The organism is Streptomyces lomondensis (assembly GCF_014651035.1).
Taxonomy (GTDB): Bacteria; Actinomycetota; Actinomycetes; order Streptomycetales; family Streptomycetaceae; genus Streptomyces; species Streptomyces lomondensis.
This window is the reverse complement of sequence record NZ_BMWC01000001.1, coordinates 148,184-171,723: the sequence shown is the minus strand read 5'-3', so window position 1 is coordinate 171,723 and position 23,540 is coordinate 148,184. Positions and strand designations below refer to the sequence as shown.

The 23,540-nt window shown below is 69.5% G+C and carries 21 protein-coding genes, 1 tRNA gene, 2 pseudogenes and 1 riboswitch; of the genes and pseudogenes, 6 read left to right on the top strand and 18 right to left on the bottom strand.

The genetic code is table 11. The features are described from left to right. Positions 1–277: 277 nt before the first annotated feature. Together IE255_RS00725 and IE255_RS00720 are read right to left on the bottom strand one after the other, a co-directional pair. Positions 278–1,768 carry an MFS transporter gene (locus IE255_RS00725; protein WP_190048118.1) on the bottom strand — a complete coding sequence of 497 codons (1,491 nt, stop codon included), beginning with the start codon at positions 1,766–1,768 and terminating at the stop codon, positions 278–280. A 66-nt stretch (positions 1,769–1,834) separates the two neighbouring features. Next, positions 1,835–3,175, bottom strand: coding sequence for a DUF445 domain-containing protein (locus IE255_RS00720; RefSeq protein WP_229906231.1), 1,341 nt, complete (start codon positions 3,173–3,175; stop codon positions 1,835–1,837). Positions 3,176–3,369: 194 nt separating this feature from the next. On the opposite strand from IE255_RS00720, the gene IE255_RS00715 reads away from it, so the two are divergent. Further along, positions 3,370–4,704 (top strand): SGNH/GDSL hydrolase family protein, encoded by a 1,335-nt coding sequence (locus tag IE255_RS00715; protein WP_190048116.1) that lies wholly within the window; start codon positions 3,370–3,372, stop codon positions 4,702–4,704. Positions 4,705–4,826: 122 nt separating this feature from the next. Here IE255_RS00715 and IE255_RS00710 read toward each other — a convergent pair whose 3' ends face one another. The 4 genes from IE255_RS00710 to IE255_RS00695 are packed head-to-tail and all read right to left on the bottom strand — an operon-like array spanning position 4,827 to position 8,189. Next, positions 4,827–5,519, bottom strand: a complete 693-nt coding sequence (locus IE255_RS00710; protein WP_190048115.1) for a DUF1707 SHOCT-like domain-containing protein — start codon at positions 5,517–5,519, stop codon at positions 4,827–4,829. A 33-nt stretch (positions 5,520–5,552) separates the two neighbouring features. Further along, positions 5,553–6,539, bottom strand: coding sequence for an ABC transporter ATP-binding protein (locus IE255_RS00705; RefSeq protein ID WP_229906302.1), 987 nt, complete (start codon positions 6,537–6,539; stop codon positions 5,553–5,555). 11 nt (positions 6,540–6,550) lie between these two features. Further along, on the bottom strand, positions 6,551–7,390 hold the full coding sequence (locus IE255_RS00700; protein WP_229906230.1) for an ABC transporter permease: 840 nt from the start codon (positions 7,388–7,390) through the stop codon (positions 6,551–6,553). Then, entirely contained in the window at positions 7,383–8,189 is an 807-nt protein-coding gene (locus tag IE255_RS00695; protein WP_190048114.1) for an ABC transporter permease, read from the bottom strand. The genes IE255_RS00700 and IE255_RS00695 overlap by 8 nt, the downstream gene beginning before the upstream one ends. A 469-nt stretch (positions 8,190–8,658) precedes the next feature. Between IE255_RS00695 and IE255_RS00690 the strand changes: the two genes are divergently transcribed. Next, on the top strand, positions 8,659–11,061 hold the full coding sequence (locus IE255_RS00690) for a transglycosylase domain-containing protein (RefSeq protein ID WP_190048113.1): 2,403 nt from the start codon (positions 8,659–8,661) through the stop codon (positions 11,059–11,061). 24 nt (positions 11,062–11,085) lie between these two features. Here IE255_RS00690 and IE255_RS00685 read toward each other — a convergent pair. The 3 genes and pseudogenes from IE255_RS00685 to IE255_RS00675 form a co-directional block, all read right to left on the bottom strand. Continuing rightward, a pseudogene (locus IE255_RS00685) lies at positions 11,086–11,407 on the bottom strand (DMT family transporter). 35 nt (positions 11,408–11,442) lie between these two features. Next, a riboswitch (guanidine-III (ykkC-III) riboswitch) is annotated at positions 11,443–11,510 on the bottom strand. A 76-nt stretch (positions 11,511–11,586) separates the two neighbouring features. Continuing rightward, entirely contained in the window at positions 11,587–11,943 is a 357-nt protein-coding gene (locus IE255_RS00680) for a GroES family chaperonin (RefSeq protein ID WP_094052261.1), read from the bottom strand. Between the two features lie 44 nt (positions 11,944–11,987). Further along, entirely contained in the window at positions 11,988–12,317 is a 330-nt protein-coding gene (locus IE255_RS00675) for a DUF3618 domain-containing protein (protein WP_190048112.1), read from the bottom strand. Between the two features lie 95 nt (positions 12,318–12,412). On the opposite strand from IE255_RS00675, the gene bcp reads away from it, so the two are divergent. After that, positions 12,413–12,880, top strand: coding sequence for a thioredoxin-dependent thiol peroxidase (gene bcp, locus IE255_RS00670; protein ID WP_190048111.1), 468 nt, complete (start codon positions 12,413–12,415; stop codon positions 12,878–12,880). A gap of 61 nt (positions 12,881–12,941) precedes the next feature. On the opposite strand, the gene IE255_RS00665 is transcribed toward bcp, so the two are convergent. Continuing rightward, the gene (locus IE255_RS00665) at positions 12,942–13,988 is read right to left on the bottom strand and encodes a protein kinase family protein (RefSeq protein ID WP_190048110.1); all 1,047 of its coding nucleotides are present in this window, start codon (positions 13,986–13,988) and stop codon (positions 12,942–12,944) included. A 124-nt stretch (positions 13,989–14,112) separates the two neighbouring features. On the opposite strand from IE255_RS00665, the gene IE255_RS00660 reads away from it, so the two are divergent. Further along, a tRNA-Leu gene (locus IE255_RS00660) sits at positions 14,113–14,196 on the top strand. A 52-nt stretch (positions 14,197–14,248) separates the two neighbouring features. Here IE255_RS00660 and rdgB read toward each other — a convergent pair. The 4 genes from rdgB to IE255_RS00640 all read right to left on the bottom strand — a co-directional run bounded on the left by rdgB (position 14,249) and on the right by IE255_RS00640 (position 16,609). After that, the gene (rdgB, locus tag IE255_RS00655; RefSeq protein ID WP_190048109.1) at positions 14,249–14,851 is read right to left on the bottom strand and encodes an RdgB/HAM1 family non-canonical purine NTP pyrophosphatase; all 603 of its coding nucleotides are present in this window, start codon (positions 14,849–14,851) and stop codon (positions 14,249–14,251) included. Positions 14,852–14,983: 132 nt separating this feature from the next. Then, positions 14,984–15,382 carry a hypothetical protein gene (locus IE255_RS00650; protein ID WP_190048108.1) on the bottom strand — a complete coding sequence of 133 codons (399 nt, stop codon included), beginning with the start codon at positions 15,380–15,382 and terminating at the stop codon, positions 14,984–14,986. A gap of 142 nt (positions 15,383–15,524) precedes the next feature. Further along, entirely contained in the window at positions 15,525–16,262 is a 738-nt protein-coding gene (gene rph, locus IE255_RS00645; protein WP_190048107.1) for a ribonuclease PH, read from the bottom strand. A gap of 113 nt (positions 16,263–16,375) precedes the next feature. Beyond that, complete coding sequence (locus IE255_RS00640) at positions 16,376–16,609, bottom strand: PTS sugar transporter subunit IIB (protein WP_086602225.1); 234 nt, start codon at positions 16,607–16,609, stop codon at positions 16,376–16,378. Positions 16,610–16,788: 179 nt separating this feature from the next. Between IE255_RS00640 and IE255_RS00635 the strand changes: the two genes are divergently transcribed. Together IE255_RS00635 and IE255_RS00630 are read left to right on the top strand one after the other, a co-directional pair. Continuing rightward, positions 16,789–18,102 (top strand): PTS transporter subunit EIIC, encoded by a 1,314-nt coding sequence (locus tag IE255_RS00635; RefSeq protein ID WP_190049296.1) that lies wholly within the window; start codon positions 16,789–16,791, stop codon positions 18,100–18,102. Between the two features lie 176 nt (positions 18,103–18,278). Further along, a complete protein-coding gene (locus IE255_RS00630) occupies positions 18,279–19,541 on the top strand; it encodes a PTS transporter subunit EIIC (protein ID WP_190048106.1) in 1,263 nt (420 codons plus the stop codon). Positions 19,542–19,603: 62 nt separating this feature from the next. Here IE255_RS00630 and IE255_RS00625 read toward each other — a convergent pair whose 3' ends face one another. The 4 genes and pseudogenes from IE255_RS00625 to IE255_RS00610 all read right to left on the bottom strand — a co-directional run bounded on the left by IE255_RS00625 (position 19,604) and on the right by IE255_RS00610 (position 23,182). Next, positions 19,604–20,356 carry an MBL fold metallo-hydrolase gene (locus tag IE255_RS00625; RefSeq protein WP_190048105.1) on the bottom strand — a complete coding sequence of 251 codons (753 nt, stop codon included), beginning with the start codon at positions 20,354–20,356 and terminating at the stop codon, positions 19,604–19,606. 528 nt (positions 20,357–20,884) lie between these two features. After that, positions 20,885–21,031 carry a hypothetical protein gene (locus tag IE255_RS00620; RefSeq protein ID WP_190048104.1) on the bottom strand — a complete coding sequence of 49 codons (147 nt, stop codon included), beginning with the start codon at positions 21,029–21,031 and terminating at the stop codon, positions 20,885–20,887. An 848-nt stretch (positions 21,032–21,879) separates the two neighbouring features. Next, positions 21,880–22,637 (bottom strand): annotated as a pseudogene (locus IE255_RS00615) (helix-turn-helix domain-containing protein). A gap of 20 nt (positions 22,638–22,657) precedes the next feature. Next, positions 22,658–23,182 carry a DUF6879 family protein gene (locus IE255_RS00610; RefSeq protein ID WP_190048103.1) on the bottom strand — a complete coding sequence of 175 codons (525 nt, stop codon included), beginning with the start codon at positions 23,180–23,182 and terminating at the stop codon, positions 22,658–22,660. Positions 23,183–23,540: the final 358 nt, after the last annotated feature.

Here is a 23,540-nt window from a genome sequence, read left to right as displayed (position 1 = left end):
CCCCTGGCCCGCGTGAGTCCGGTCCTCTGGGCCCAGTGGGGCCGTAGCCCCTGGCCCGCGTGAGCCCGAGCTCTTGGGCCCGTGGGCCGCAGCCCCTGGCCCGGTCGGGCCGCAGCCCCTGACCCGCGTAAGTCCGAGCCCCTCACCCCCGAGCCCCGCAACCCCTGGCCCCCGTAGGCCCCAGCCCAATGAGCCCGGTGGCCGCAGCCCTGCTCCCTCATCGCCGTAGCCCCTGGACTCCGTCGCCCAGCGGCCGCACCGCCGCCCGCGGCGCGGCTCAGGTCGTCGTCCTCGACCTCGGGCGCGCTTTGTCCGCCGACGTCGCCGTCAGGGGCTTGGCGATGTCCTCCAGGGAGCGGCGTTCCGCCCGGACCGCGAGGATCGCCGCCGCGATGCCCGCCAGGCACATCAGCGCCGCGCCGATCTGGAACGCGAGGACCGTGTCGCCGACCTGGCCCGTGCCGGTGAGGTCGGCGAAGAGGAGCGGGCCGCTGATGCCGCCGGCCGCCGTGCCGATGGCGTAGAAGAAGGCGATGGACATGGCGCGGGTCTCCATCGGGAAGACCTCGGAGACCGTCAGGTAGGCGCTGGACGCGCCGGCCGAGGCGAAGAACAGCACCGCGCACCAGCAGGCCGTCAGCGTGCCCGCGCTCAGCGCGCCCTGGTCGAAGAGCCAGGCCGTGCCGAAGAGGAGCAGGCCGGAGAGCAGGTAGGTGCCGGAGATCATCACGCGGCGGCCGACCGTGTCGAAGAGCTTGCCGAGGAGCAGCGGGCCGAAGAAGTTGCCGAGGGCGATGACCGCGAAGTAGTAACCGGTGCTGCCGGTCGGGACGTCGTAGAACGTCGTCAGGATGGCGCCGAAGCCGAAGGTGATCGCGTTGTAGAGGAAGGCCTGGCCGATGAAGAGGGAGAAGCCGAGGATCGCGCGGCGGCGGTAGTCGGAGAACACCGTGCGGCCGATCTCCAGGAAGGAGACGCTGCGGCGCTGGTGGATGGTGATCTCGCCGTCCGGCCGCGGCAGCGGCTCGCCCCGCTCCTCCTCGATCTTCCGTTCGATGGAGGAGACGATGCGTTCCGCCTCGCCGTCACGGCCGTGGATGAGCAGCCAGCGGGGGCTCTCCGGGACGTGCCGGCGGACCAGGAGGATGACCAGGGCCAGGACCGCGCCGAGTGCGAACGTGAGGCGCCAGCCGACGTTCGCCGCGAAGAGGTCCGTGTCCAGCGCGACGATCGACAGCAGCGATCCGAAGACCGCGCCCAGCCAGAAGCTGCCGTTGATCATCAGGTCGACGCGGCCCCGGTACTCCTTGGGGATCAGTTCGTCGATCGCGGAGTTGATCGCCGCGTACTCGCCGCCGATGCCGAAGCCGGTGAGGAAGCGGAAGAGGAAGAACCACCAGGTGTCGAAGGCGATCGCGGTGAGGGCGGTGGCGCCGAGGTAGACCGCCAGGGTGATCATGAAGAGTTTTTTACGGCCCCACTTGTCCGTCAGGCGGCCCCAGAACAGGGCGCCCGAGCAGGCTCCCGCCACGTACAGGGCGGCGGCGAGGCCGGTGACCTCGCCGGAGGTGATGGGCAGGCCGCTGCCGGGTTCCGACAGGCGGCCGGCGATGTTGCCCACGACGGTGACTTCGAGGCCGTCGAGGATCCACACGGTGCCGAGGCCGATGACGATCGTCCAGTGCCAGCGCGACCACGGGAGGCGGTCGAGGCGGGCGGGTATGTCGGTGGTGACGGTTCGGCCGGTCCCGGCCTGCGCGGTGGTCATGGGCTCCCTCCTCATCGAGAAGAACCCGGGTCGAGTGCCCTGAGCGCCTTTTCCTACGCCCCGGCCTCACGCCCCCAGCGCGTGCGACACCGTGTAGATCAACAGGCCGGCCAGTGAGCCGACCACCGTGCCGTTGATGCGGATGAACTGCAGGTCGCGGCCGATGTTGGCCTCGATCTTCTTCGTGGTGTGCTCGGCGTCCCAGCCGGCCACGGTGTCGGTGATCAGGGAGGTGATCTCCTTGCGGTAGGTGGTGACGACGTACACGGCCGCGTCCTCGACCCACTTGTCGACCTTGTCCTGCACCTTGCGCTCGGCCGCCATCCGGGAGCCCAGCGACAGCAGCGAGGCCCGCACGCGCAGCCGCAGCTCGCTGCGCTCGTCCTCCGCCGCCGCGACGATCATGGACCGTACGGCCGTCCAGGCGCTGGCGATGAGGTCCTGGACCTCGCCGCGGCCGAGCACCTCGCTCTTGAGCCGCTCGACGCGGGTGCGGGTGTCGGTGTCGGACTGGAGGTCGCCCGCGAAATCGGTGAGGAAGCGGTCCAGGGCGCCGCGCGCGGGGTGGGCGGGCATGTCGCGCATCTCGGTGGCGAAACGCAGCAGTTCCTTGTAGACGCGCTCGCCGACCTTCCTGTCGACGAACTTCGGCGTCCAGCCGGGGGCGCCGCCCTCCACGGCGTCCATGACCTCGTCGCGGTGCAGGACCAGCCAGTCGTGGGCGCGGTTGACGATCAGGTCCACGACCCGTTTGTGGCCGCCGTCGGCGACGACCTTCTCCAGCATCTTGCCGATGCCGGGCCCGATCTCCTGGGCATTGGCCCGGCGCGTGATGGCCTCGCCGACGACGGCCTGGACGTCGGAGTCGCGCAGGACCGTCAGGGCGCCGCGCAGGGCGGTGGACAGCTCGGCCGTGACCCGGTCGGCGTGCTCGGGGACCGCGAGCCAGGCGCCGAGGCGGCTGCCGATGCCGACGGCGCGCAGCCGCTGCCGTACGACGTCCTCGGAGAGGAAGTTCTCCCCGACGAACTCGCCGAGGGAGACGCCGAGCTGGTCCTTCTTGGTGGGGATGATCGCGGTGTGCGGGATGGGGATGCCGAGGGGGTGGCGGAAGAGGGCGGTGACGGCGAACCAGTCGGCGAGGGCGCCGACCATGCCCGCCTCGGAGGCCGCGGCGACATAGCCCGCCCAGGGGCCGGCGCCCGAGTTCTGCGCCCACTTGGCGAGGACGTAGACCACGGCGACGAACAGCAGGAGCCCGGTGGCGGTGAGTTTCATGCGGCGCACGCCGCGCTGTTTCTCCTCATCCGCCGGGCTGAAGCTCGTCATCGCACGGTTCACGACGGGGCCGGGGCGGGCATGCTGCCCCGCGATGCCGCCTTTTTCTTCCACTTTTGTCCGTTCCATCCGCTCCACCCGCTTGGTGATCCCGCACACATTGTCCCTTCCTGACCGACTCCTGGAACGGAACAGGAGTTCCCGGCGTCTGTCGGGAGGGGGTAATGCCACGGGGTCCTGTGAGTTCCCCCCTGCCCATGACGCATCATGGGAACATCAGATCGGAGCCTGAGGCTCCCATCGCCCGAGGAGAACTACAGAGCATGACCCGGGGTCGTGGTTACGCCCTCCTGGCCGTGGTCGTCGCAGCGATCGTGGCCCTTTCCACCGCCATATACGTCGGAGTGGCGTCCGACGACGGCACCCGCAACCGGAACGCCCTGGCCGACGGCCGCGTCCCGAACAACTCCGCCGCCCCCGCCTCCACCGGCACCTGGGTCGGCACCTGGTCCACCTCCCCGGCCGGCGCCGAGCCCGGCACGGAGAGGACCGGCATGGCGAACCGCTCGGTGCGCAACGTCGTCCACACCAGCGTCGGTGGTACGAGTGCCCGTGTGACGCTGTCCAATCTCTACGGCCAGTCGCCGCTGAACATCACGCAGGCCTCGATCGCCGTCGCCGCGGGCAGCGGCACGCCCGCCGCGCTCCCGGACACCATGCGGCAGCTGACCTTCAACGGCGTCCCCGCGGTCGTCGTCCCGCCCGGCGGGCAGGTGATGAGCGACGCCGTGCGCATCGTCGTCCCGCACGACGCGGACGTCCTGATCACCACGTACACGCCGACCAGCGCCGGCCCGGTGACGTACCACCCGCACGCCCGGCAGACCTCCTACGTCGCCCAGGGCGACCAGGCGCGGGACGTGACGGGCACGCCGTACACCGAGCAGAGCGGGTACTGGCGCTATCTGACCGCGCTGGACGTGCTGAGCAACGAGTCCGAGGGGACGGTGGTCGTCCTCGGCGACTCGCTGACGGACGGCATCACCTCCACCTCGGGCGCCAACAACCGGTGGACCGACGTTCTCTCCGACCGGCTACGCGCGGAGATCCAGGCCGGGCGGGACCTGCCGCGCTACAGCGTCGTCAACCAGGGCATCAGCGGGAACCGGATCCTCACCGACGGACTGGGCCGCCCCGCGGACAATCCCAGCGGGCTGAACCGCTTCTCGCGGGACGTGCTGGAGCGGACGAACGTCAAGGTCGTCGTCATCGACCTCGGCGTCAACGACATCCTGCGCAATCCGCGGCTCGCCGACCCGGACGCGATCCTCGACGGGCTGCGCACGATGGTGGGGCAGGCGCACGCCCGTGGACTGAAGGTGGTCGGGGCGACACTGATGCCGTTCTACGGGCACCGGGGGTACACGGACGCGCGTGAGGCGGTGCGGCAGAGCATCAACGCCGAGATCCGGGCGGGGCGGGTGTTCGACGCGGTCGTCGACTTCGACAGGGCACTGCGGGATCCGTACGACCCTCGGCGGCTGCGGCCGGTGTACGACTCGGGGGATCATCTGCACCCCAGCGACAAGGGGTATACGCGGATGGCTGAGGCGTTCGATCTGGAGTCGCTGAAGGGGTCGGCGCCGGCGGAGCTGTAGTTCCGGCTGCCGTCACTCGGTGCTGAGGCCGGGTGGGTGCGCAACCCTGCGCAATGGGGTGCCGTCTGCGCCCACCCGTGCCGCCCTTAGCGGCACGCCTGCCCGCAGTCAGCAGCGGCGTCTCAGTCCAGCTCCCCCCGGGACGCCCTCCCCTCCAGCTTCTCCCGACGCCGTTCCTCCCGGATCCGCTGCTTCTCCGCCCGTGTCAGCTTCCGCTGGACCCCTACGCTGCCCCAGAAGGCGAAGCCGGTGACGATCACGCGCGGGGCGCCGGGCGCACCGGGCACGCCCTCCTCGCGGTGGTCGAAGCCGCCCATGATCCCGACGCCGCGCACGACGACCTCGACCCCGGGCGGCACGATGACGTCCACCCCGCCCATGATCGCGACCACGTTGATCTCGACCTCGCGGTCCGCGAAGTTCGCCTCGCGCAGGTCGAGCTCCCCGCCGCCCCAGAAGGCGACGGCGGTGAACCGCCGGGGCACCGTCCAGGACCCCTTGCGCTGGAACGCGGACATCACGGCTGCGGCCCAGGTCGAGGTGCCCCCACCGCCGACGATCCGCCGGGACCAGTCCGGACCGGCGGCGGGCTCCTTGGCCAGTGACACGGAGGGCACGGCGACGCCCGTGGCCGGCAGGTCCCGGGTGATCGGCGCCAGCTCCCCGTACGTCCGCGCCCGGTACGTCGCGTCCAGCCGCTCCTCGAACTCCTCCATGTCGAGACGGCCCTCCGCGAGGGCGTCCCGCAGGATGCCGGCGACCCGTTCACGGTCGGCGTCGGAGGCGCGGAGGTCCGGGACTGCGTCGTCGGTCATACACAGCAGCCTACGAGTTCACCCCGCCGGGGGCTACGAGACCGCTCGCCCGGCCTGTTCCGCGTACATCTTGGCGATCACGGCCTCGATGTCCGGCTCCCGCACCGACAGGTCGACCAGCGGATACTCCGCCGCGATCCGCGCCACCAGCGGAGCCGCCGACTCCGCCGCCGGGAACGCCAGCCACTGCCGCGGCCCCTCCACCCGGACGACCCGCGCGGGTGCCGGAGCCTCGATCGGCGGCAGTTCACGCTCCAGGTCCACGACCAGCGTCCGCTCGCTCTCCCCCGCCTCGTGCAGCCCGGCGAGCGGCCCGTCGTACATCAGGCGCCCGTGGTCGATGACCATCACCCGCTTGCACAACTGCTCGATGTCCTGGAGGTCGTGCGTGGTCAGCAGCACCGTCGTACGGCGCTCGGCGTTCAACTCCCGCAGGAACTCCCGTACCCTGGCCTTGGACACGACGTCGAGCCCGATGGTCGGCTCGTCCAGGTACAGCACCTCCGGGTCGTGCAGCAGCGCCGCCGCGATGTCGCCGCGCATCCGCTGGCCGAGCGAGAGCTGCCGCACCGGCACGTCCAGCAGGTCGGCCAGGTCGAGGAGTTCGACCAGCCGGTCGAGGTTTTCGCGGTAACGGGCGTCGGGAATCCGGTACATGCGGTGCATCAGCCGGTAGGAGTCGACCAGCGGCAGGTCCCACCACAGCGTCGTGCGCTGCCCGAACACCACGCCGATGCGGTGAGCCAGGCGCGTGCGCTCGCGGGAGGGGTCGATGCCGGCCACCCGGAGCCGGCCCGCGCTCGGTGTGAGGATGCCGGTCAGCATCTTGATCGTGGTCGACTTGCCGGCGCCGTTCGGGCCGATGTAGCCGACCATCTCGCCGCGCTCCACACGGAAGGAGATCGAGTCGACGGCCCGCACCTGCCGCCGCTCCCGCTTCAGGAAGCCGGTCTTCCTGCGCACCTCGAAGACCTTCTCCACACCGTCGAGTTCGATAAAAGCGTCATCCACGCCGTCCACCCGGTCCACGGTCAACTCCCTGTACTGCGGTACGAACGAAGCCCCGTCCGCCACGCCACCCCGGCCAGCGCGCAGCAGACCCCCGCCACCAGCGGCGACGCGAACGCCACCCACGTGGGCAGGTCCAGCGGATACGGCCGCCCCAGCACATAGGACGCGGGCAGCCAGTTGACGAAGGCCAGCGGCAGCACGAAGGTCACCCCGCGCACCAGATCCTGCGCGAACACCACCGGCGGGTACTGCAACAGCGTCGCCCCGCCGTACGTGAACGCGTTCTGTACCTCCGAGGCGTCCTGCGCCACGAACTGGAAGGCCGCGCCCGCCACGAACACCGAGCAGAAGATCGCCCCGCCGCTGACCACCATCACCGGCATCAGCAGCAGCTTCAGCGGCGTCCAGTCGATGTCCAGCGCCGTCAGGGCGTAGCCCAGCACGAGCGCGCCCTGTGTGACCCGGCCCAGGCGGCGCAGCGCGAAACGGTCGGCGGCCACCTGCGCCAGCACCGGCGCGGGCCGCACCAGCAGCGTGTCCAGCGTGCCGTCGCGCACCCGGCGCCCCAGCCGCTCCATCGACCCGATCAGCAGGTCGGCGAGCCCGAAGGCCAGGCTGGACAGGCCGTAGAGGAAGGCGATCTCGGGCAGGGAGAAGCCGCCGAGCGCGTCGACGCTGGAGAACATCAGCAGGATCGCGACGAAGTCGAGCCCGGTCACCGCGAAGTTCGTGAACGTCGTCAGGGCGAAGGAGGTGCGGTAGGCCATGGTGGAGCGGATCCACATCGCGGCGATCAGCCCGTAGGCGCGCAGCCCCTCCCGGACCCGCGCGGGCGTACGCTCCCCGACCGTCTCAGCCACCCTGGACCACCACCCGGCGCGTCGCCATCGACTGCAGCAGCCGCCCGGCCGCCAGCAGCGCCACCGCCCAGGCCGCCTGGAAGGCGTACGTGCCGAGCGGGTCGGCCTCGCCGAGCAGGACGTCGGCCGGCGCCTGGAGGACCGACGACCAGGGCAGCATCCGCACGATGTCGCCGAACACGCCCGGGAAGACGTTCAGCGGCAGCATCATCCCCGAGCAGAACCACCCGACGAACCACGACATCTGGACCACCCCGGTGCCGTCGACCAGCCAGAACGCCGACAGCGCCACCAGGTACCGGAGGGCGAAGCCGACCACCCAGGCCAGCGCCACGGCCAGCAGGAACGCCAGCCAGGCCATCACGTCCCCGGGCAGCGCCAGCGGGAAGAGCAGCGCCCCGATGACGAAGGGCGGCACCCCGCGCGCGAACAGCTCGAACAGCGCCCGGCCGCCGTCGGCCGCCATCCACCACAGCTGGAGGTCGGCGGGCCGGTACAGGTCGACGGCGACGTCCCCCGTGCGGATGCGCTCCATCAGCTCGTCCTCGAAGCCGCCGCCGCTGATGCCGAGCGTCTTGAACAGTGCCTGGCCGATCCACACATAGGTGATGGCCTGCGCCTGGTCGTACCCCCCGAGGTGGGGTCGCTCGTCCCACAGCGCGAGGTATGTGTAGACCAGGATCAGACCGAAGACGGTGTTGGTGAAGATCCCGGCCAGCATGGCCGCCCGATAGGTCGCGTACCGCCTGAAGCCGCCCGCCGCGACGGCCGCGTACAACCGCCCCGAGCCCACATCCACAGCCCTCCTCGCGCCCGGCACCGAAGCGCAGGAGCCTAGTGGGCCTACGATCAGGCGTGCCACGGGTTTTCGGGGCGCCGGGGGCGGCGCGGGGCGAGTGCGCACCGGCCCAGACGGTACGATCCGTTCCGTCCGCGTGGGCCGAGGCGCCCGTGGCCAGGGCGAGCAGCGTGGCGGCGGTGCCGGCCAGGGCGGAGCGTGCGAGCAGTCGCATCTTCGGTCGTGTCCCCCCTTCGGGCGGATCTCGCGCAAGCAGGATCACGAAACGAACAGGCGTGCAGACAGCGCGGTTCCCTCCGCGTTCGGCTGCGTGCTCGCTCGCGCGCCGCCCGCCTCGCCCCACGGCTGACGACACGGCCCTCGATCAGGGAACTGATCGCCGGATGGGACAGTCTTCATCACAGGGGCGCAAGAGCGAGCAGAGACGTACGGGAACGACGTACGACGCGAAACGGAGTCCGTGCACGACATGAGTGACGAGCCTCAGCAGCCGAACCCGGGCTGGGCACCGAGAGAGCCGCAGGCGGACGGCGACCCCGGCGCGCCTCAGGGCCAGGCGGCCGGGAAACCGAAGCGGACCGGCTGGCGCCGGATGATCCCGACCTGGCGCATGACGCTGGGCGGCTTCATCATCGTCGTCATGCTGCTGGTCGGCGGCTTCTTCCTCGGCTACTCGCTGGTGAAGATCCCGCCCGCCAACGCGCTCGCCACCAAGCAGGCCAACGTGTACCTGTACGCGGACGGCTCCGTGATCGCCCGCGACGGCGAGGTCAACCGGGAGAACGTCACCCTCGCGCAGATCTCCAAGGACGCCCAGCACGCGATCCTGGCCGCCGAGGACCGCGACTTCTACACCGAGTCCGCCGTCGACCCCAAGGCCATGGTCCGCGCCGCCTGGAACACCGCCCTCGGCAAGGGCAAGCAGTCCGGCTCCACGATCACGCAGCAGTACGTGAAGAACTACTACCTGCGCCAGGAGCAGACGGTCACGCGCAAGGCCAAGGAGTTCTTCATCGCGATCAAGCTGGACCGCGAGGTGAGCAAGGACCACATCCTCGAGGGCTACCTCAACACCAGCTTCTTCGGCCGCAACGCCTACGGTATCCAGGCCGCCGCCCAGGCCTACTACGGCATGGACGCCAAGGACCTCGACCCGGCCCGCGCCGCCTACCTCGCCGCGCTCGTCAACGCCCCCAGCCAGTACGACGTCGTCGCCCACCCCGAGAACCGCAAGGCCGCCGAGTCCCGCTGGAACTACGTCCTGGACGGCATGGTCAAGAAGGGCTGGCTCAGCGAGTCGGAGCGGGCCGGCATGAAGTTCCCGGTGCCGAAGGAGTCCACCCTCTCCACCGGCATGTCCGGGCAGCGCGGCTACATCGTCCGGATCGTCAAGGACTACCTCGTCCAGAACAAGATCGTCGAAGAGAGCAAGCTCGACGCCGGCGGCTACCGCATCACCACGACCCTGCAGAAGCCCAGGCAGGACGCCTTCGTGAAGGCCGTCAACGACAAGCTGATGTCCAAGCTGGACAAGAAGAACAACAAGGTCGACACCTACGTCCGCGCGGGCGGCGCCGCCGTCGACCCGAAGACCGGCAAGGTCGTGGCGATGTACAACGGCATCGACTACGTCAAGCAGTACACCCCGAACGCCACCCGCAGGGACTTCCAGGTCGGCTCCACCTTCAAGCCGTTCGTGTTCACCTCGGCCGTCGAGAACCACTCCGAGACCCAGGACGGCCGCGTCATCACCCCGAACACGATCTACGACGGCACCAACAAGCGCCCCGTCCAGGGCTGGACCGGCGACCCGTACGCCCCCGAGAACGAGGACCAGGTCTCCTACGGCGACATCACCGTCACCGAGGCCACCGACAAGTCCGTGAACTCGGTCTACGCCCAGATGGCCGCCGACGTCGGCCCCCAGAAGGTCAAGCAGACCGCGATCGACCTCGGCGTCCCCGCGACCACCCCCGACCTCGCCGACGGCCCCGCCATCGCGCTCGGCACGGCCACCGCCAGCGTCCTGGACATGGCGGAGGCGTACGCCACGCTCGCCAACCACGGCCGGCACGGCACGTACACGATGGTCGAGAAGGTCGCCAAGGAGGGCACGCCGATCGAGCTGCCCGAGCGGCGCACCCGGCAGGCCGTGAGCCGCGAGGCCGCCGACACCACCACCTCCGTCCTCCGGAGCGTCGTCCAGAACGGCACGGCCGCCGCCGCCCAGGCCGCCGGCCGCCCCGCCGCCGGCAAGACCGGCACCGCCGAGGAGGACACCGCGGCCTGGTTCGCGGGCTACACCCCCGACCTCGCCACGGTCGTCTCCGTCATGGGCCAGGACCCCGTCACCGCCGCCCACAAGTCGCTGTACGGCGCGATGGGCCTGGACCGCGTCAACGGCGGCGGGCCGCCTGCGGAGATCTGGGCCCAGTTCACCCGGGACGCGCTCAAGGGCAAGCCGGTCAAGGACTTCGACCTGAGGCTCCAGCCCGGCTCGGACGTCTCCCAGGCCCCCGGCACCGAGCCCCCGGCCGACCCCACCACCGGCACCACCGACGGCGGCGGCACCACCACCGGCGGCCAGGACACCGGCACCCAGACGCCCGGCCAGACCCCGAGCGCGCCCGCGGGACAGACCGAGGGCCAGACCGGCGGCGGCACCACCGACGGCGGCACGGGCGGCGAGTCGCCGACCGGCGGCGGCACCGCGGACGGCGGCACCGGCGACGGGGGCACCGCCTCCGACGGCGGCACCACCGACGGCGGCACCACGGAGGGCGGCGGCGGAGACGCGAGCGACGGCGGCGCCACCGGAGACCCGACGGGCCCCGGCTGGGGCGCGGTCCCGCAGACCATGCGCCGCGAATAGGTCAGTGCACGCGCCGCGAACAGTTCAGTGACCGCTGGTCGCCTTCAGCCCCACCACGGCGACCAGCAGCAGGCACACGAAGAAGATCCGGGCGGCGGTGGCCGGCTCCCCCAGCACCACCATGCCGAACACCGCCGCCCCGGCCGCCCCGATGCCCACCCACACGCCGTAGGCGGTACCGATGGGCAGGGTCCGGGCGGCCTGCGACAGCAACAGCATGCTGGGCGACGATGCCGGCGCCGGTGAGAACACTGGGGAGCGGGCGCGTGAACCCGTCGGTGTACTTCATGCCGACGGACCACCCCACCTCGAGCAGACCGGCGACGACGAGCAGAACCCAGGCCATGACGGGCACCTCCGGGAAAACGGGCTGACGGTGTCGGTGCGTCGTCTTTGCCTTGATCCCGGTACGGCGCGTCTCGTCGGGTGTCGCTCCAACGTAGCAAAGTCATACCGAAGGGGCCGGTGACCCAGGTCACCGGCCCCTTCACGCGTGCCGCCCGCTCTACAGGTACAGGCCCGTCTCTACAGGTACAGGCCCGTCGAGTCCTCCGACCCCTCGAACCGGTCCGCGGCCACGGCGTGCAGGTCGCGCTCGCGCATGAGCACGTACGCGATGCCCCGCACCTCGACCTCGGCACGGTCCTCCGGGTCGAACAGAACCCGGTCGCCCGGCTCCACGGTCCGCACGTTCTGCCCCACCGCGACGACCTCGGCCCAGGCCAGCCGCCGGCCGACCGCCGCCGTGGCGGGGATCAGGATGCCGCCGCCGGAACGCCGCTCGCCCTCGCTGGTGTCCTGCCGCACGAGTACGCGGTCGTGCAGCATCCGGATGGGCAGCTTGTCGGGATGGGTGCTGTGCTCGTTTCTGTTGGCGCTCACGCCCTGAAACCTACCTGTCTTCCCGGCGAACGTACGCAGTCGGGTCAGCCCTTGCGCCGCCGCGTGCCGACGGCGAGCAGCCCGACCACGCCTACGACGACGAGCGCGACCGGCACGACGCGCTCCAGCCGCGGCGCCCCGTCCTCGTCCACGAACCGGGCCTTCACATCGCTGACGGCCCGGTTGACCCCCACATACGCCCGCCCGAGGGTGTGATCGATATTGGACGCGACCTTGGCCTTGGCATCCCCGACGATGGTCTTCGGGTGCACCCGCACCCCGATCTCGTCGAGGGTCTCGGCCAGGGTCTCGCGGCGGCGCCTGATGTCCGCCTCGATCTGCGCCGGGGTCCTGGTGTCCGCCGTGTCCGCCACCGTGTCGCCTCCGAAGTCGGTGTGAAGCCTGTGCCGGACAGTCTGTCAGCTCCACGGCTCATCGCACTGCCTCGACCCCCGGTTACCCTGGCCTGATGAGCGAGCGACTCCAGCCGGGGGACGTGGCCCCCGCCTTCACCCTGCCCGACGCCGACGGCACCGAGGTGTCCCTGTCGGACCACAAGGGCCGCAAGGTCATCGTCTACTTCTACCCGGCCGCCCTCACCCCCGGCTGCACGAAGCAGGCCTGCGACTTCACGGACAACCTCGACGTGCTCGCCGGCGCTGGCTACGAGGTCATCGGCATCTCCCCCGACAAGCCGGAGAAGCTGGCCAAGTTCCGCGACAAGGAGTCCCTGAAGGTCACCCTGCTCGCCGACCCGGACAAGCAGGTCCTGGAGTCCTACGGCGCCTTCGGCGAGAAGAAGCTGTACGGCAAGACGGTCGTCGGCGTCATCCGCTCCACGGTGATCGTGGACGAGGAGGGCAAGGTCGAACGGGCCCTGTACAACGTCAAGGCGACGGGCCACGTCGCCAAGATCATCAAGGACCTGGGGATCTGAGGCCCAGCTCCACTTCCTGACACGGCTCGTACCGGGAACGTCCGGTACGAGCCGTTCGGCGTCACCTCTCCGTGCGAAGGAGCCTGCTGAGCGCCTTCGCCGGGTACGGGGCCTCCCTGCTCTCGTCCTGGATCCTGCAGTAGAAGTCCGTCAGCACCGCGGCGAGCGGTGCGTGGCGGGTGAGGATCGCCCTGGCCTCCTGCGGCCCGTCCGGCGGGGCCTCGCCTTCCGCGCAGGCGCGAATGAGAGCCAGGCGTTCTTCCCGCTCGTAGCCGTACAGAGCCGTGATCAGCCAGTTCACCAGCCAACTGCGCGTGTAGCAGCGGTCGTAGGAGCTGTGCAGGTCGAAGAAGCGGGTCTCGGACGGTGACAGATCGAACCGGGAGGAGAGGGCGAGGCCGTAGTCCGCGAAGTAGAGGCGCCGGCCGTCGACCAGGATGTTCCGGAAATGGGCGTCGAAGTGCAGAACCCCGCGAGCGTTCATGAAGGACGTGCCGGCCTCCAGCTCGCGCTCCACCAGGGAACAGGCCCGGTCGGCGGACTCGTCACCAGCCTGTATCCGCTCGGTGAGCCACTCGTGGAGCGTCTGGGGGATGTACTCCAGGAACAGCGCGATGCTCGCGGAGGACCGCCGAAGGGCCTCGATACGACGGCGTACCTCCGGACTGCCTCCCCAGTAGGCCACGACCCGCTCGACGTCGGCGAGTTCCTCGGCAAGCGCGGCCGTGTCCGGCAGCACGCGCCAGTGGTACATCATCGGGAACCCCTGGTACTGCCCTGCGAGCACCCAGTTCGTCGTCATGGTGTGCACGGCGAGCTCCCGCCACGCCCCGAAGCCGGGCCCGCCGACGCCGTACTGGCAGAAGGCGGGGAGCCCGAACAGGTTGGCCGTGGACCGGACATGCTCCGGCAGCCGCTCCAGATCCGTGAGCGGCACCCGCTTCACGAAGACCGGCCTCCCGTCGACCTCCAGCAGCGCCGATCTCCCGCCGATACCGGAGCCGAGCGATGTGGCCGCGTCCACCAGTTCGCTCAGCCGGCGATCACTTCGAAGGGCGAGCGACGTGGAGACAGCGCTGTAGGCGGCCAGGCGCGCGCCTTCCGACATATCGGGACGTTCAACCGCTAACCGCATCGGAGATACCGAGTTCGTTCCCACCATGCCCGCAAGTGTCCACCGACTGGGGAGGCGGCAGACGGTGAGCGGCTCCCGGTACGATGTCAGGCGGCTGGCGGCGGTGGCGCAATGGCGACGCAGCAGGTTTAGGTCCTGTGGCCCCTGACCGGGCTTGAGGGTTCGAATCCCTTCCGCCGCACGAGTACGGCCTGCGAATCGAAGGATCGAAACGCAGGCCGTTTCTCTTGGGATCAGCCCAGCAGCTCCCGAACCACCGGCACCAATGACCGAAACGCCTTCCCCCGGTGGCTGATCGCGTTCTTCTCCTGCGGGGTCAGTTCCGCGCAGGTCCGCGACTCCCCCTCCGGCTGGAGGATCGGGTCGTAGCCGAAGCCCCCCGAACCCACCGGCTCATGGCGCAGCACGCCCCGTAGCCGCCCCTCCACCACCCGCTCCGTGCCGTCCGGCAGGGCCAGTGCCGCCGCGCAGGCGAAGTGGGCGCCCCGGTGTTCGTCGGCGATGTCCGACAGCTGCGCGAGGAGGAGGTCGAGGTTGGCCTTGTCGTCGCCGTGGCGGCCGGACCAGCGGGCGGAGAAGATACCGGGCGCGCCGTTCAGGACGTCGACGCAGAGCCCGGAGTCGTCGGCGACGGCCGGGAGGCCCGTCGCCCGGGCCAGGGCGTGGGCCTTGAGCAGCGCGTTCTCCGCGAAGGTGACGCCGGTTTCCTTGACGTCGGGGATGTCGGGGTAGGCGTCCGCCCCGACGAGTTCGTGCGGCAGCCCGGCTTCGGCCAGGATGGCCCTGAGTTCGGTGATCTTCCCGGCGTTACGGGTGGCAAGGATCAAGCGGGTCATGACCCCAGTATCGCCGGGCGGGATCACGCCCCTTCAGGGGCGCGGGGAACTGCGCGACCAGCCCCCACGGACCCGCACAAACCCACCGGCGGAAACCCGGCACACGAGAAGCCCGGCCCAGCCAGCGCAGCGTTACGGCGTGCAGACCTTCGTCAGCTCGCCCGCCGCGTCCGTGACCGGGCTGATGTCGGGCGTCTCGTCGCCGTTCTTGATCGCCGTGCGGACGTTGTCCACGGCCTTGTTCAGGTCGTCCACGGCCTTGTTGACGTCCGCGTTGTCGGTCTTGTCGCCGATCTCGCCGAGGTTCTTGTCGATGGAGTCGAGGGACTCGTCGAGCTGCGTCGGGTCGTTGGCCGCGTTGTCCACGGCCTGCTGGAGATCCGTGACGCTGTCGGCGATGGCGTCGGCGGTCTGGACGCAGTCCAGAGCCTTGTCGACGGCGGCGCAGCCGGTGGTGAGTCCGGCGGTCAGCGCGACGGCCGCCAGGGTGGCGGCGACGGCTGCGGTGCGGCGTCGGCGGCTCGCGGCCATGGATCGGTCCCTCTCGTTCGGTCGGGCCCTCGGCCCGTGTGACTGGCCGGGCGCACAGGGAAGAGCCGTGCGCCCGTACTCCTTCAGACGCGCCTGTGCTCGCCGCGGTTGCCCGGGCCGAGCACCCGTCTTGGTGCGCCCTTTACTTTTCGAGGACGGTATCAAGCGCGGTGCGCTGGTGGGCGGCGAGTTCGGCGCAGCCCGCGACGGCGAGGTCGAGGAGGGCGTCGAGTTCGTCGCGGGCGAAGGGTTCGGCCTCGGCGGTGCCCTGGACCTCGACGAAGCGGCCGTCGCCGGTGCAGACGACGTTCATGTCGGTGTCGGCCTTGACGTCCTCCTCGTAGCAGAGGTCGAGGAGGGGGACGCCGCCGACGATGCCGACGGAGACGGCCGAGACGGTGCCGGTCAGGGGCTGGCGGCCGGCCTTGATGAGCTTCTTGCGCTGGGCCCAGGCGACGGCGTCGGCCAGTGCCACGTAGGCGCCGGTGATGGCGGCCGTGCGGGTGCCGCCGTCGGCCTGCAACACATCGCAGTCGAGGACGATCGTGTTCTCGCCGAGGGCCTTGTAGTCGATGACGGCGCGGAGCGAGCGGCCGATGAGCCGGGAGATCTCGTGGGTGCGGCCGCCGATCCGGCCCTTGACGGACTCGCGGTCGCCGCGGGTGTTGGTGGAGCGGGGCAGCATGGAGTACTCGGCGGTGACCCAGCCTTCGCCGCTGCCCTTGCGCCAGCGCGGGACGCCTTCGGTGACGGAGGCGGTGCAGAAGACCTTGGTGTCGCCGAAGGAGACGAGGACGGAGCCTTCGGCGTGCTTGCTCCAGCCGCGTTCGATGGTGATGGGGCGGAGCTGCTGGGGGGTGCGGCCGTCGATTCGAGACATGTCGCTGAGCCTATCCGTACCTGTGGAAGGGGCCCCTCCCGCGGTGGGAAGGGGCCCTCACAGCCGACCTCGGGGGTCTGTCAGGGGGTGAAGCCCGGGACGATCCCCGCGCTTCACATCATGTCTTCGATCTCCGCGGCGATGGGGTCGGCGTCGGTGCCGATGACGACCTGGATCGCGGTGCCCATCTTGACGACGCCGTGGGCGCCGGCGGCCTTCAGGGCGGTCTCGTCGACCTTGGCGGGGTCCACGACCTCGGTGCGCAGGCGGGTGATGCAGCCTTCGACCTCTTCGATGTTGTCGATGCCGCCGAGCCCGGCAACGATCTTCTCAGCCTTGGTGGCCATGTTCGTTCTCCCTGATCCGAACCGCTTTGTCGCAGTAACCCACAGTTGGCCCATCTTTGCGAGCGGTCATGTCGCGCGTGCCGAAGGATGGCGTCACGTCAGTGTGCGACCGTCCGTTCGACTGGTCTACACCACGAGCCCGCCTCTCGACAAAAGTCTCTCGACAAGAGGGGACCGGAATGAGTGCCGACAGCCCCGCCGGCGCCGAGGCCGCCGCAAGCCCTGCCCGCGCTCGCTGGAACCGGCTGTTCCAGGGGCTTCAGAAGATGGGGCGCAGCCTTCAGTTGCCGATCGCGGTGCTGCCGGCGGCGGGCATCCTCAACCGGCTGGGGCAGCCGGATGTGTTCGGGGACGACGGGCTGGGCTGGACGAACGTCTCCAAGGTGATGGTGGGGGCGGGCGGCGCGCTGCTGGACAGTTCGCTGGGGCTGCCGCTGCTGTTCTGCGTGGGCGTTGCGATCGGGATGGCGCGGAAGGCGGACGGGTCGACGGCGCTGGCGGCGGTGGCCGGGTTCCTCGTGTACTTCACGGTGCTGCGGCAGTTCCCGGAGGACTGCCCCGAGGGGTCGGTGGCGGTGCCGAACGTCGGGTGCCAGGTGACCGAGGGCGCGCGGACGGTGACGGCGTTCACGTTCCAGAATCCGGGGGTGTTCGGCGGGATCGTGATGGGGCTGCTGACGGCCTTCTTCTGGGCGCGCTTCCACCGCACGCGGCTGGTGGACTGGCTGGGTTTCTTCAACGGCCGGCGGCTGGTGCCGATCATCATGGCGTTCGTGGCGATCGCGTTCGCGGCGCTGTGTCTGTGGGTGTGGCCGCCGATCGGTGACGCGCTGGAGAACTTCAGCGACTGGATGAGCGATCTCGGCGCGTGGGGCGCGGGCGTGTTCGGGGTGGCGAACCGGGCGCTGCTGGTGGTGGGGCTGCACCAGTTCCTGAACGTGCCCATCTGGTTCCAGTTCGGCACGTACACCAAGCCGGACGGCACGGTGGTGCACGGTGACATCAACATGTTCCTGGCGGGGGATCCGGAGGCCGGTCAGTTCCTCTCGGGCTTCTTCCCGATCATGATGTTCGCGCTGCCGGCGGCGGCCCTGGCGATCACGCACTGTGCGCGGCCGGACCGGCGCAAGGAGGTCGGCGGCCTGATGCTGTCGGTGGCGCTGACGTCGATCGTCACGGGCATCACCGAGCCGATCGAGTACTCGTTCCTGTTCATCGCGCCGGTGCCGTACGCGGTGCACGCGCTGCTGACGGGTGTGTCGATGGCCGTGACGTGGGCGCTGGGCGTGAAGGACGGGTTCAGCTTCTCGGCGGGGCTGATCGACTACGTCATCAACTGGAACCTGGCGACCAGACCATGGCTGATCATCCCGATCGGGCTGTGCTTCGCGCTCCTCTACTACGTGATCTTCCGGTTCGCGATCACGAAGTTCGACCTGAAGACTCCGGGGCGGGAGCCCGAGGAGGACGTGGAGGACAGCGCCAAGGCGTGATCGCCGCAGGGGGCGGAATTGGCGGGTTCCACTCGTTCGGCCTACCGTGCTACAACTGGTCTACACCACTCACCGGTGGAGGTCGCGCGGTGGAGACCGCGTTCCCCTTTCTTTGAGACGCCGCCGTCCCCCGTCGAATTCTTCCTGGGCGGCGCCGTGCCCCCTGGAGGAAGTTCATGTCCACAGACACAGCCGCGCCCGCGAGCCCGAGCAAGGGGTCGGCCGTGATGGCCGTCATGCAGCGGATCGGCCGCAGCCTGATGCTGCCCGTCGCCGTGCTGCCCGCCGCCGCCCTGCTGGTCCGCCTCGGCAACACCGACATGCTCGGGCGCGAGTCGTTCCCCGCCTTCATCACGAAGATCGCGGGCTTCATGGCGGCCGGTGGCAACGCGATCCTCGACAACATGGCGCTGCTGTTCGCCGTGGGCATCGCGATCGGCTTCGCCAAGAAGTCGGACGGCACCACCGCCCTGGCGGCCGTGGTCGGCTACCTCGTCTTCAAGAACGTGCTGGCCACGTTCACCGACAAGAACCTGCCGCAGGTGGCGAAGGTCGTCGACGGCAAGATCGTCATGACGGACGCGCCGGTGGACGCCAAGGTGCTCGGCGGCGTGGTGATGGGCCTCGTCGTCGCCCTGCTCTTCCAGCGCTTCTACCGCACCAAGCTGCCCGACTGGGCGGGCTTCTTCGGCGGCCGCCGTCTGGTGCCGATCCTGTCCGCCTTCGCGGGCCTGGTCATCGGCATCGTCTTCGGCTACATCTGGCCGGTCCTCGGCACGGCCCTGCACAACTTCGGCGAGTGGCTGGTCGGCTCCGGGGCGGTCGGCGCGGGCATCTTCGGTGTGGCCAACCGTGCGCTGATCCCGATCGGCATGCACCACCTGCTGAACTCCTTCCCCTGGTTCCAGGCCGGCACCTACGAGGGCAAGAGCGGCGACATCGCCCGGTTCCTGGCGGGCGACCCGAGCGCCGGGCAGTTCATGACCGGCTTCTTCCCGATCATGATGTTCGCCCTGCCGGCCGCCTGCCTGGCGATCGTGCACTGCGCCCGGCCCGAGCGCCGCAAGGTCGTCGGCGGCATGATGTTCTCCCTCGCGCTGACCTCGTTCGTCACGGGCGTCACCGAGCCGATCGAGTTCACCTTCATGTTCATCGCCCCGGTGCTGTACGCGATCCACGCCGTGCTCACCGGTGTCTCGATGGCGCTGACCTGGGCCCTGGGGATGAAGGACGGCTTCGGCTTCTCGGCCGGCGCGGTGGACTTCTTCCTGAACCTGGGCATCGCGACCAACCCGTGGGGTCTGGCCCTGGTGGGCCTGTGCTTCGCGGCGGTCTACTACGCGGTCTTCCGCTTCGCGATCACCAAGTTCAACCTGCCGACGCCCGGCCGCGAGTCCGACGAGGAACTCGCCGAGCTGCAGAAGGCGGAGGCGAAGTAGGTCCGCGTACGCCGAAGGCCCCGAAACCGCTCGGTTCCGGGGCCTTCGCGCGCTTGGACCGTTCAGATCTCGTACGTCTGCCGGGGTACGGCGAGCTCCACGGGACCGTCGTAGACCTCGCGGGCGTCGGCCAGGTTGACCTGCGGGTCCGTCCACGGCGGGATGTGCGTGAGGACCAGCCGCCGGGCACCTGCCCGAACCGCCGTCTCGCCCGCCTCGCGGCCGTTGAGGTGCAGGTCGGGGATGTTCTCCTTGCCGTGCGTGAACGCCGCCTCGCACAGGAACAGGTCAGCGTCCCGGGCGAGTTCCTCCAGGGCGGGGCTCACGCCGCTGTCGCCGGAGTACGTCAGGACCTTGCCGTCGTGCTCGACGCGGATGCCGTACGCCTCGACGGGGTGGGCCACCCGCTCGGTGTGCACCGTGAACGGGCCGATCTCGAAGGTGGACGGCTTGACCGTGTGGAAGTCGAAGACCTCGCTCATGGACGAGGCGGAGGGGGTGTCCGCGTAGGCGGTGGTCAGCCGGTGTTCCGTGCCCTCGGGGCCGAAGACGGGGAGCGGATCGCAGCGGCCGCCGTCGTGGCGGTAGTAGCGCGCGACGAAGTACGCGCACATGTCGATGCAGTGGTCGGCGTGCAGATGGCTGAGGAAGATCGCGTCGAGGTCGTAGAGACCGCAGTGGCGCTGCAGCTCGCCCAGGGCGCCGTTGCCCATGTCGAGAAGCAGCCGGAAGCCGTCGGCCTCGACGAGGTAGCTCGAGCAGGCCGATTCCGCGGACGGGAACGACCCCGAGCAGCCGACGACGGTGAGCTTCATGAAGCAGAAACCTCCGCTGGCGGGAAAGTCTGAGAGGGGCGTCGGGGGTCGTGCGGTTCGTCGAGCGTAAGGCGCAAAACCTCCGGTAGCTCCTCCGCCAGGGGCTGTTGTGGGCGAACTCACCTGAGCGGCTCTGCCATCCGGACTACCTGGCGTTCAGCTGTTCGGCCAAGATCCGAGGGCACTTCGAGGGCACATCAGGCAGCCTCGCGCAGGAACTCCTCAACGGCCTCGCGGGTGTCCTCGTCCTCATCCGGGAACGGGTGCGCGTAGATCGTCATCGACAGGGCCGCCGTGTCGCCCAGCCGCGCCGCCACGGTCTTCGGCCCCTTTCCGTGCTTGATCAGGACGCTTGTGTCCGTGTGCCTCAGGGCGTGCTACCGAGTGCCCTTCGGGAGCCCGGCCGCCTTGGCCGCCGGACGCCACACGGTGTCGGCGAAGTGGTCCGCGTTGCGGTACGGGCAACGTCGTCCAGGAACGCTTCGTCTTGGGCGGGCATACGACCACGCCGGGATACGCCCGCTGAACCTACTGCTCGACCTTCACCGTACGACGGAGGAAGTCGATGTGCCTGACCTGGAGGCCGAAGAGTTCTCCGGCTCGCAGCCCGCTTCCGGCCGCGAGGATGACCAGCGCCCGTACCGGTCCGGCATAGCTCGACCCCGCAACCTCCACCGAATGCCTATACACCATTACTGACAGACACAAGTTGTTTACCAAAGCAAATCAAAATGACGTCTAAAAAGGCCGGTGCGCTGCGCCGGGTGCTGTACACCGGTCCCCTCGACGTCCGACTTCCAGACGACTGATCAGCCGTCGGAACCACCTGTTGCTGTGGGCGGAACTGCGGGAGGGCTATCGGAGGACGAGTCATCATCACGGCGCTCATCGCGGCGACCATCCCGATATTTGATCCACATCAGCGCCGTACCGCTCACGGCGCCCACCCCTGTGAGAAGGCCCCCCAATGCGGTAATCACCGCGGCTGCATCAGTTGCCGCGCTGGCCGACGGCCCCAGTGGCTCCGGAATAGTCGTCGGCAACGGCCTCCGATAATCCGGTGGCTGCGGATCCGAGGAAAGCCTCGGCGACGGACTCACCATCGGTCGTGAGGGCGGCGGAGGATCCTGTTCAGCCGGTTCTGTATGAAAAGGACTCGGGACGGTGCCAGTGCCAGCCGCAACAGCAACGCCGCCCAGAGCTGCCGCAGCCAAGGCCGCAGCAAACCCGCGCCACAGGCTCCTGGAGATGGGCGCTGCATGTGTGCTGCCAGTCCGCTCTTGTTGATAGGCGTCGAGCTCCGCCGCTTCCTGTGCCTCGTCCACAGCTTCCGGACACAGAACTGTCAAAGACTCATCAACCCTCGACACCCAGCCTCACTCCCGTGACAGCCCGACAGAGTCCTGGGCGGCACGATAGCCATGCTGCTGGGGCCGGTCGTTGGGGTTGAGCGATTTACCGCTCGCAAGAGTTACGGCACGGCGCCACGCCTGGACGGCCTGGCTTCGAGCGATGTACGGCCGTCACCCGTGCGCCTCGATGGCCTTGATGATCAGCAGGCGGGACTCGCGGCCGTGCACTGCGATCCGGGATAGTTCAGCGAACGCCTTGAGGTATGTGCGGATCTCGCCGGGAGCCGTGATGTTGACCTCGGCCGTCAGCGTCTCGACCGCCACCTGGGCGTCATCGAAGGCGTAGAAGGCTTCCAGCGGCCACACGGTGCGACGGGCTGTGAAGGGGATGATCCCGAGGGACACATTCGGCCGCGACATGATCTCCAGCAGGTTCCGGAGTTGCCCGGCCATCGCTGTGTCGTCACAGACCCGGTAGTAAAGCACCGCCTCCTCGAGTAGCAGGGCGAACCGGTGGTTGCCCTCGTGAACGACGCGGGAGCGGTTCAGGCGCGCCTGTACGGCGTCGGCCACGTCGTCGGGGGTGTTCTGGAAGTCCGTGATGGACCTCAGAAGCCCCGTCGCGTAGTCGGCGGTCTGAAGCATGCCGGGGACCAGGTTCGAGGCATAGACGCGGAAATGAGCCGTGCGCTCGTACAGCGGGACGGTCTTCTCTGGTCCTCGGCGCCGCACGCCCGGCACCATGCTCGTACGTCATCGTCAGACGGTACGGTCTTGGCACGTGCGATGCGGGAAGCCTTCGACTTGTGCCAGCCGCACCGCTGCGCCAGCTCATGCCCGGTGAGCCCGGCGTCCTTCCTGATCTCGTCCAGGCGGGTGGCGACGGCCGCGCGGGCAGCCTGGGCGGTGGACAGCGGGGACGTGGACATGAACTGGCGTACCGGGCTTCTCAGATGACGTACTTCTCGTGCGGGATGGCCCGCTCCCAGACGGCGTCGAACGCGGTCGAGCACAACTGGGCGACCGCCGGCTCGTCGGTCTGGTCGGTGTGCACCCAACGACCGTCGCCGTCAAAGACGTTGAACTGCACCACGCGGCCGTCGAAGAGCCAGAAGTCGTTGCCCGGAAGTGCGAGATCGGAAGCCTGCCGCCTCGGAAGCCAGCGGATCTCCTCGCCAGCGGCGATGTTGGTGAACGTGAACGAGTGCTCGTACCTGATGTACTCGCTCTGCGGCTCGGAGACGATTCGTGCCCGACGCATCACGACACCCTTGGCGGTGACCTCGTGGACCAGGTCGAGCCAGGGGCGCCACCACGACTCGCGGTCGTCGGGATTGAGTCGGTGACCCCGCTTCCAAGCCGCGAACCCCTCGTCCTCGTTGGGGACCGCGTACACGTCTCGCATCTCCAGGTGGACGGCGGAGTGCTCTACAGACCGGATCAGGTCGGCAAAGCTGCTAAGGCTTTGCACCATCAAGTGCCTCCCTCAGCAGCGGGATCATGCGCTGCGGTAGCCGGATCACGCCCTCATGATCCGGGAGCGGGCTGTCCTGGACGGTCCGGGCCACGGTGTCGGCGTCGGCCGTTGTGCCCTGGATGACGAGATCCTGCGTGTCTTCGTCCACCCACACGGCCGGGCAGCCGTGATCTTCCGGACTCTGGATCTTTCCCGGTGCCGTGACCAGGGCGTCAAGGCAGCCCAGGGACCTGTGCAACCGCGTGCAACTTCGTGGACCAGCCCGCTCACGGTTTCCTACGGTCGTCACCGATCACAAAGAGTCGGGGAGCCTCCATGTCATCCATTACCAGGCATAAGACCACACAGGAACCAC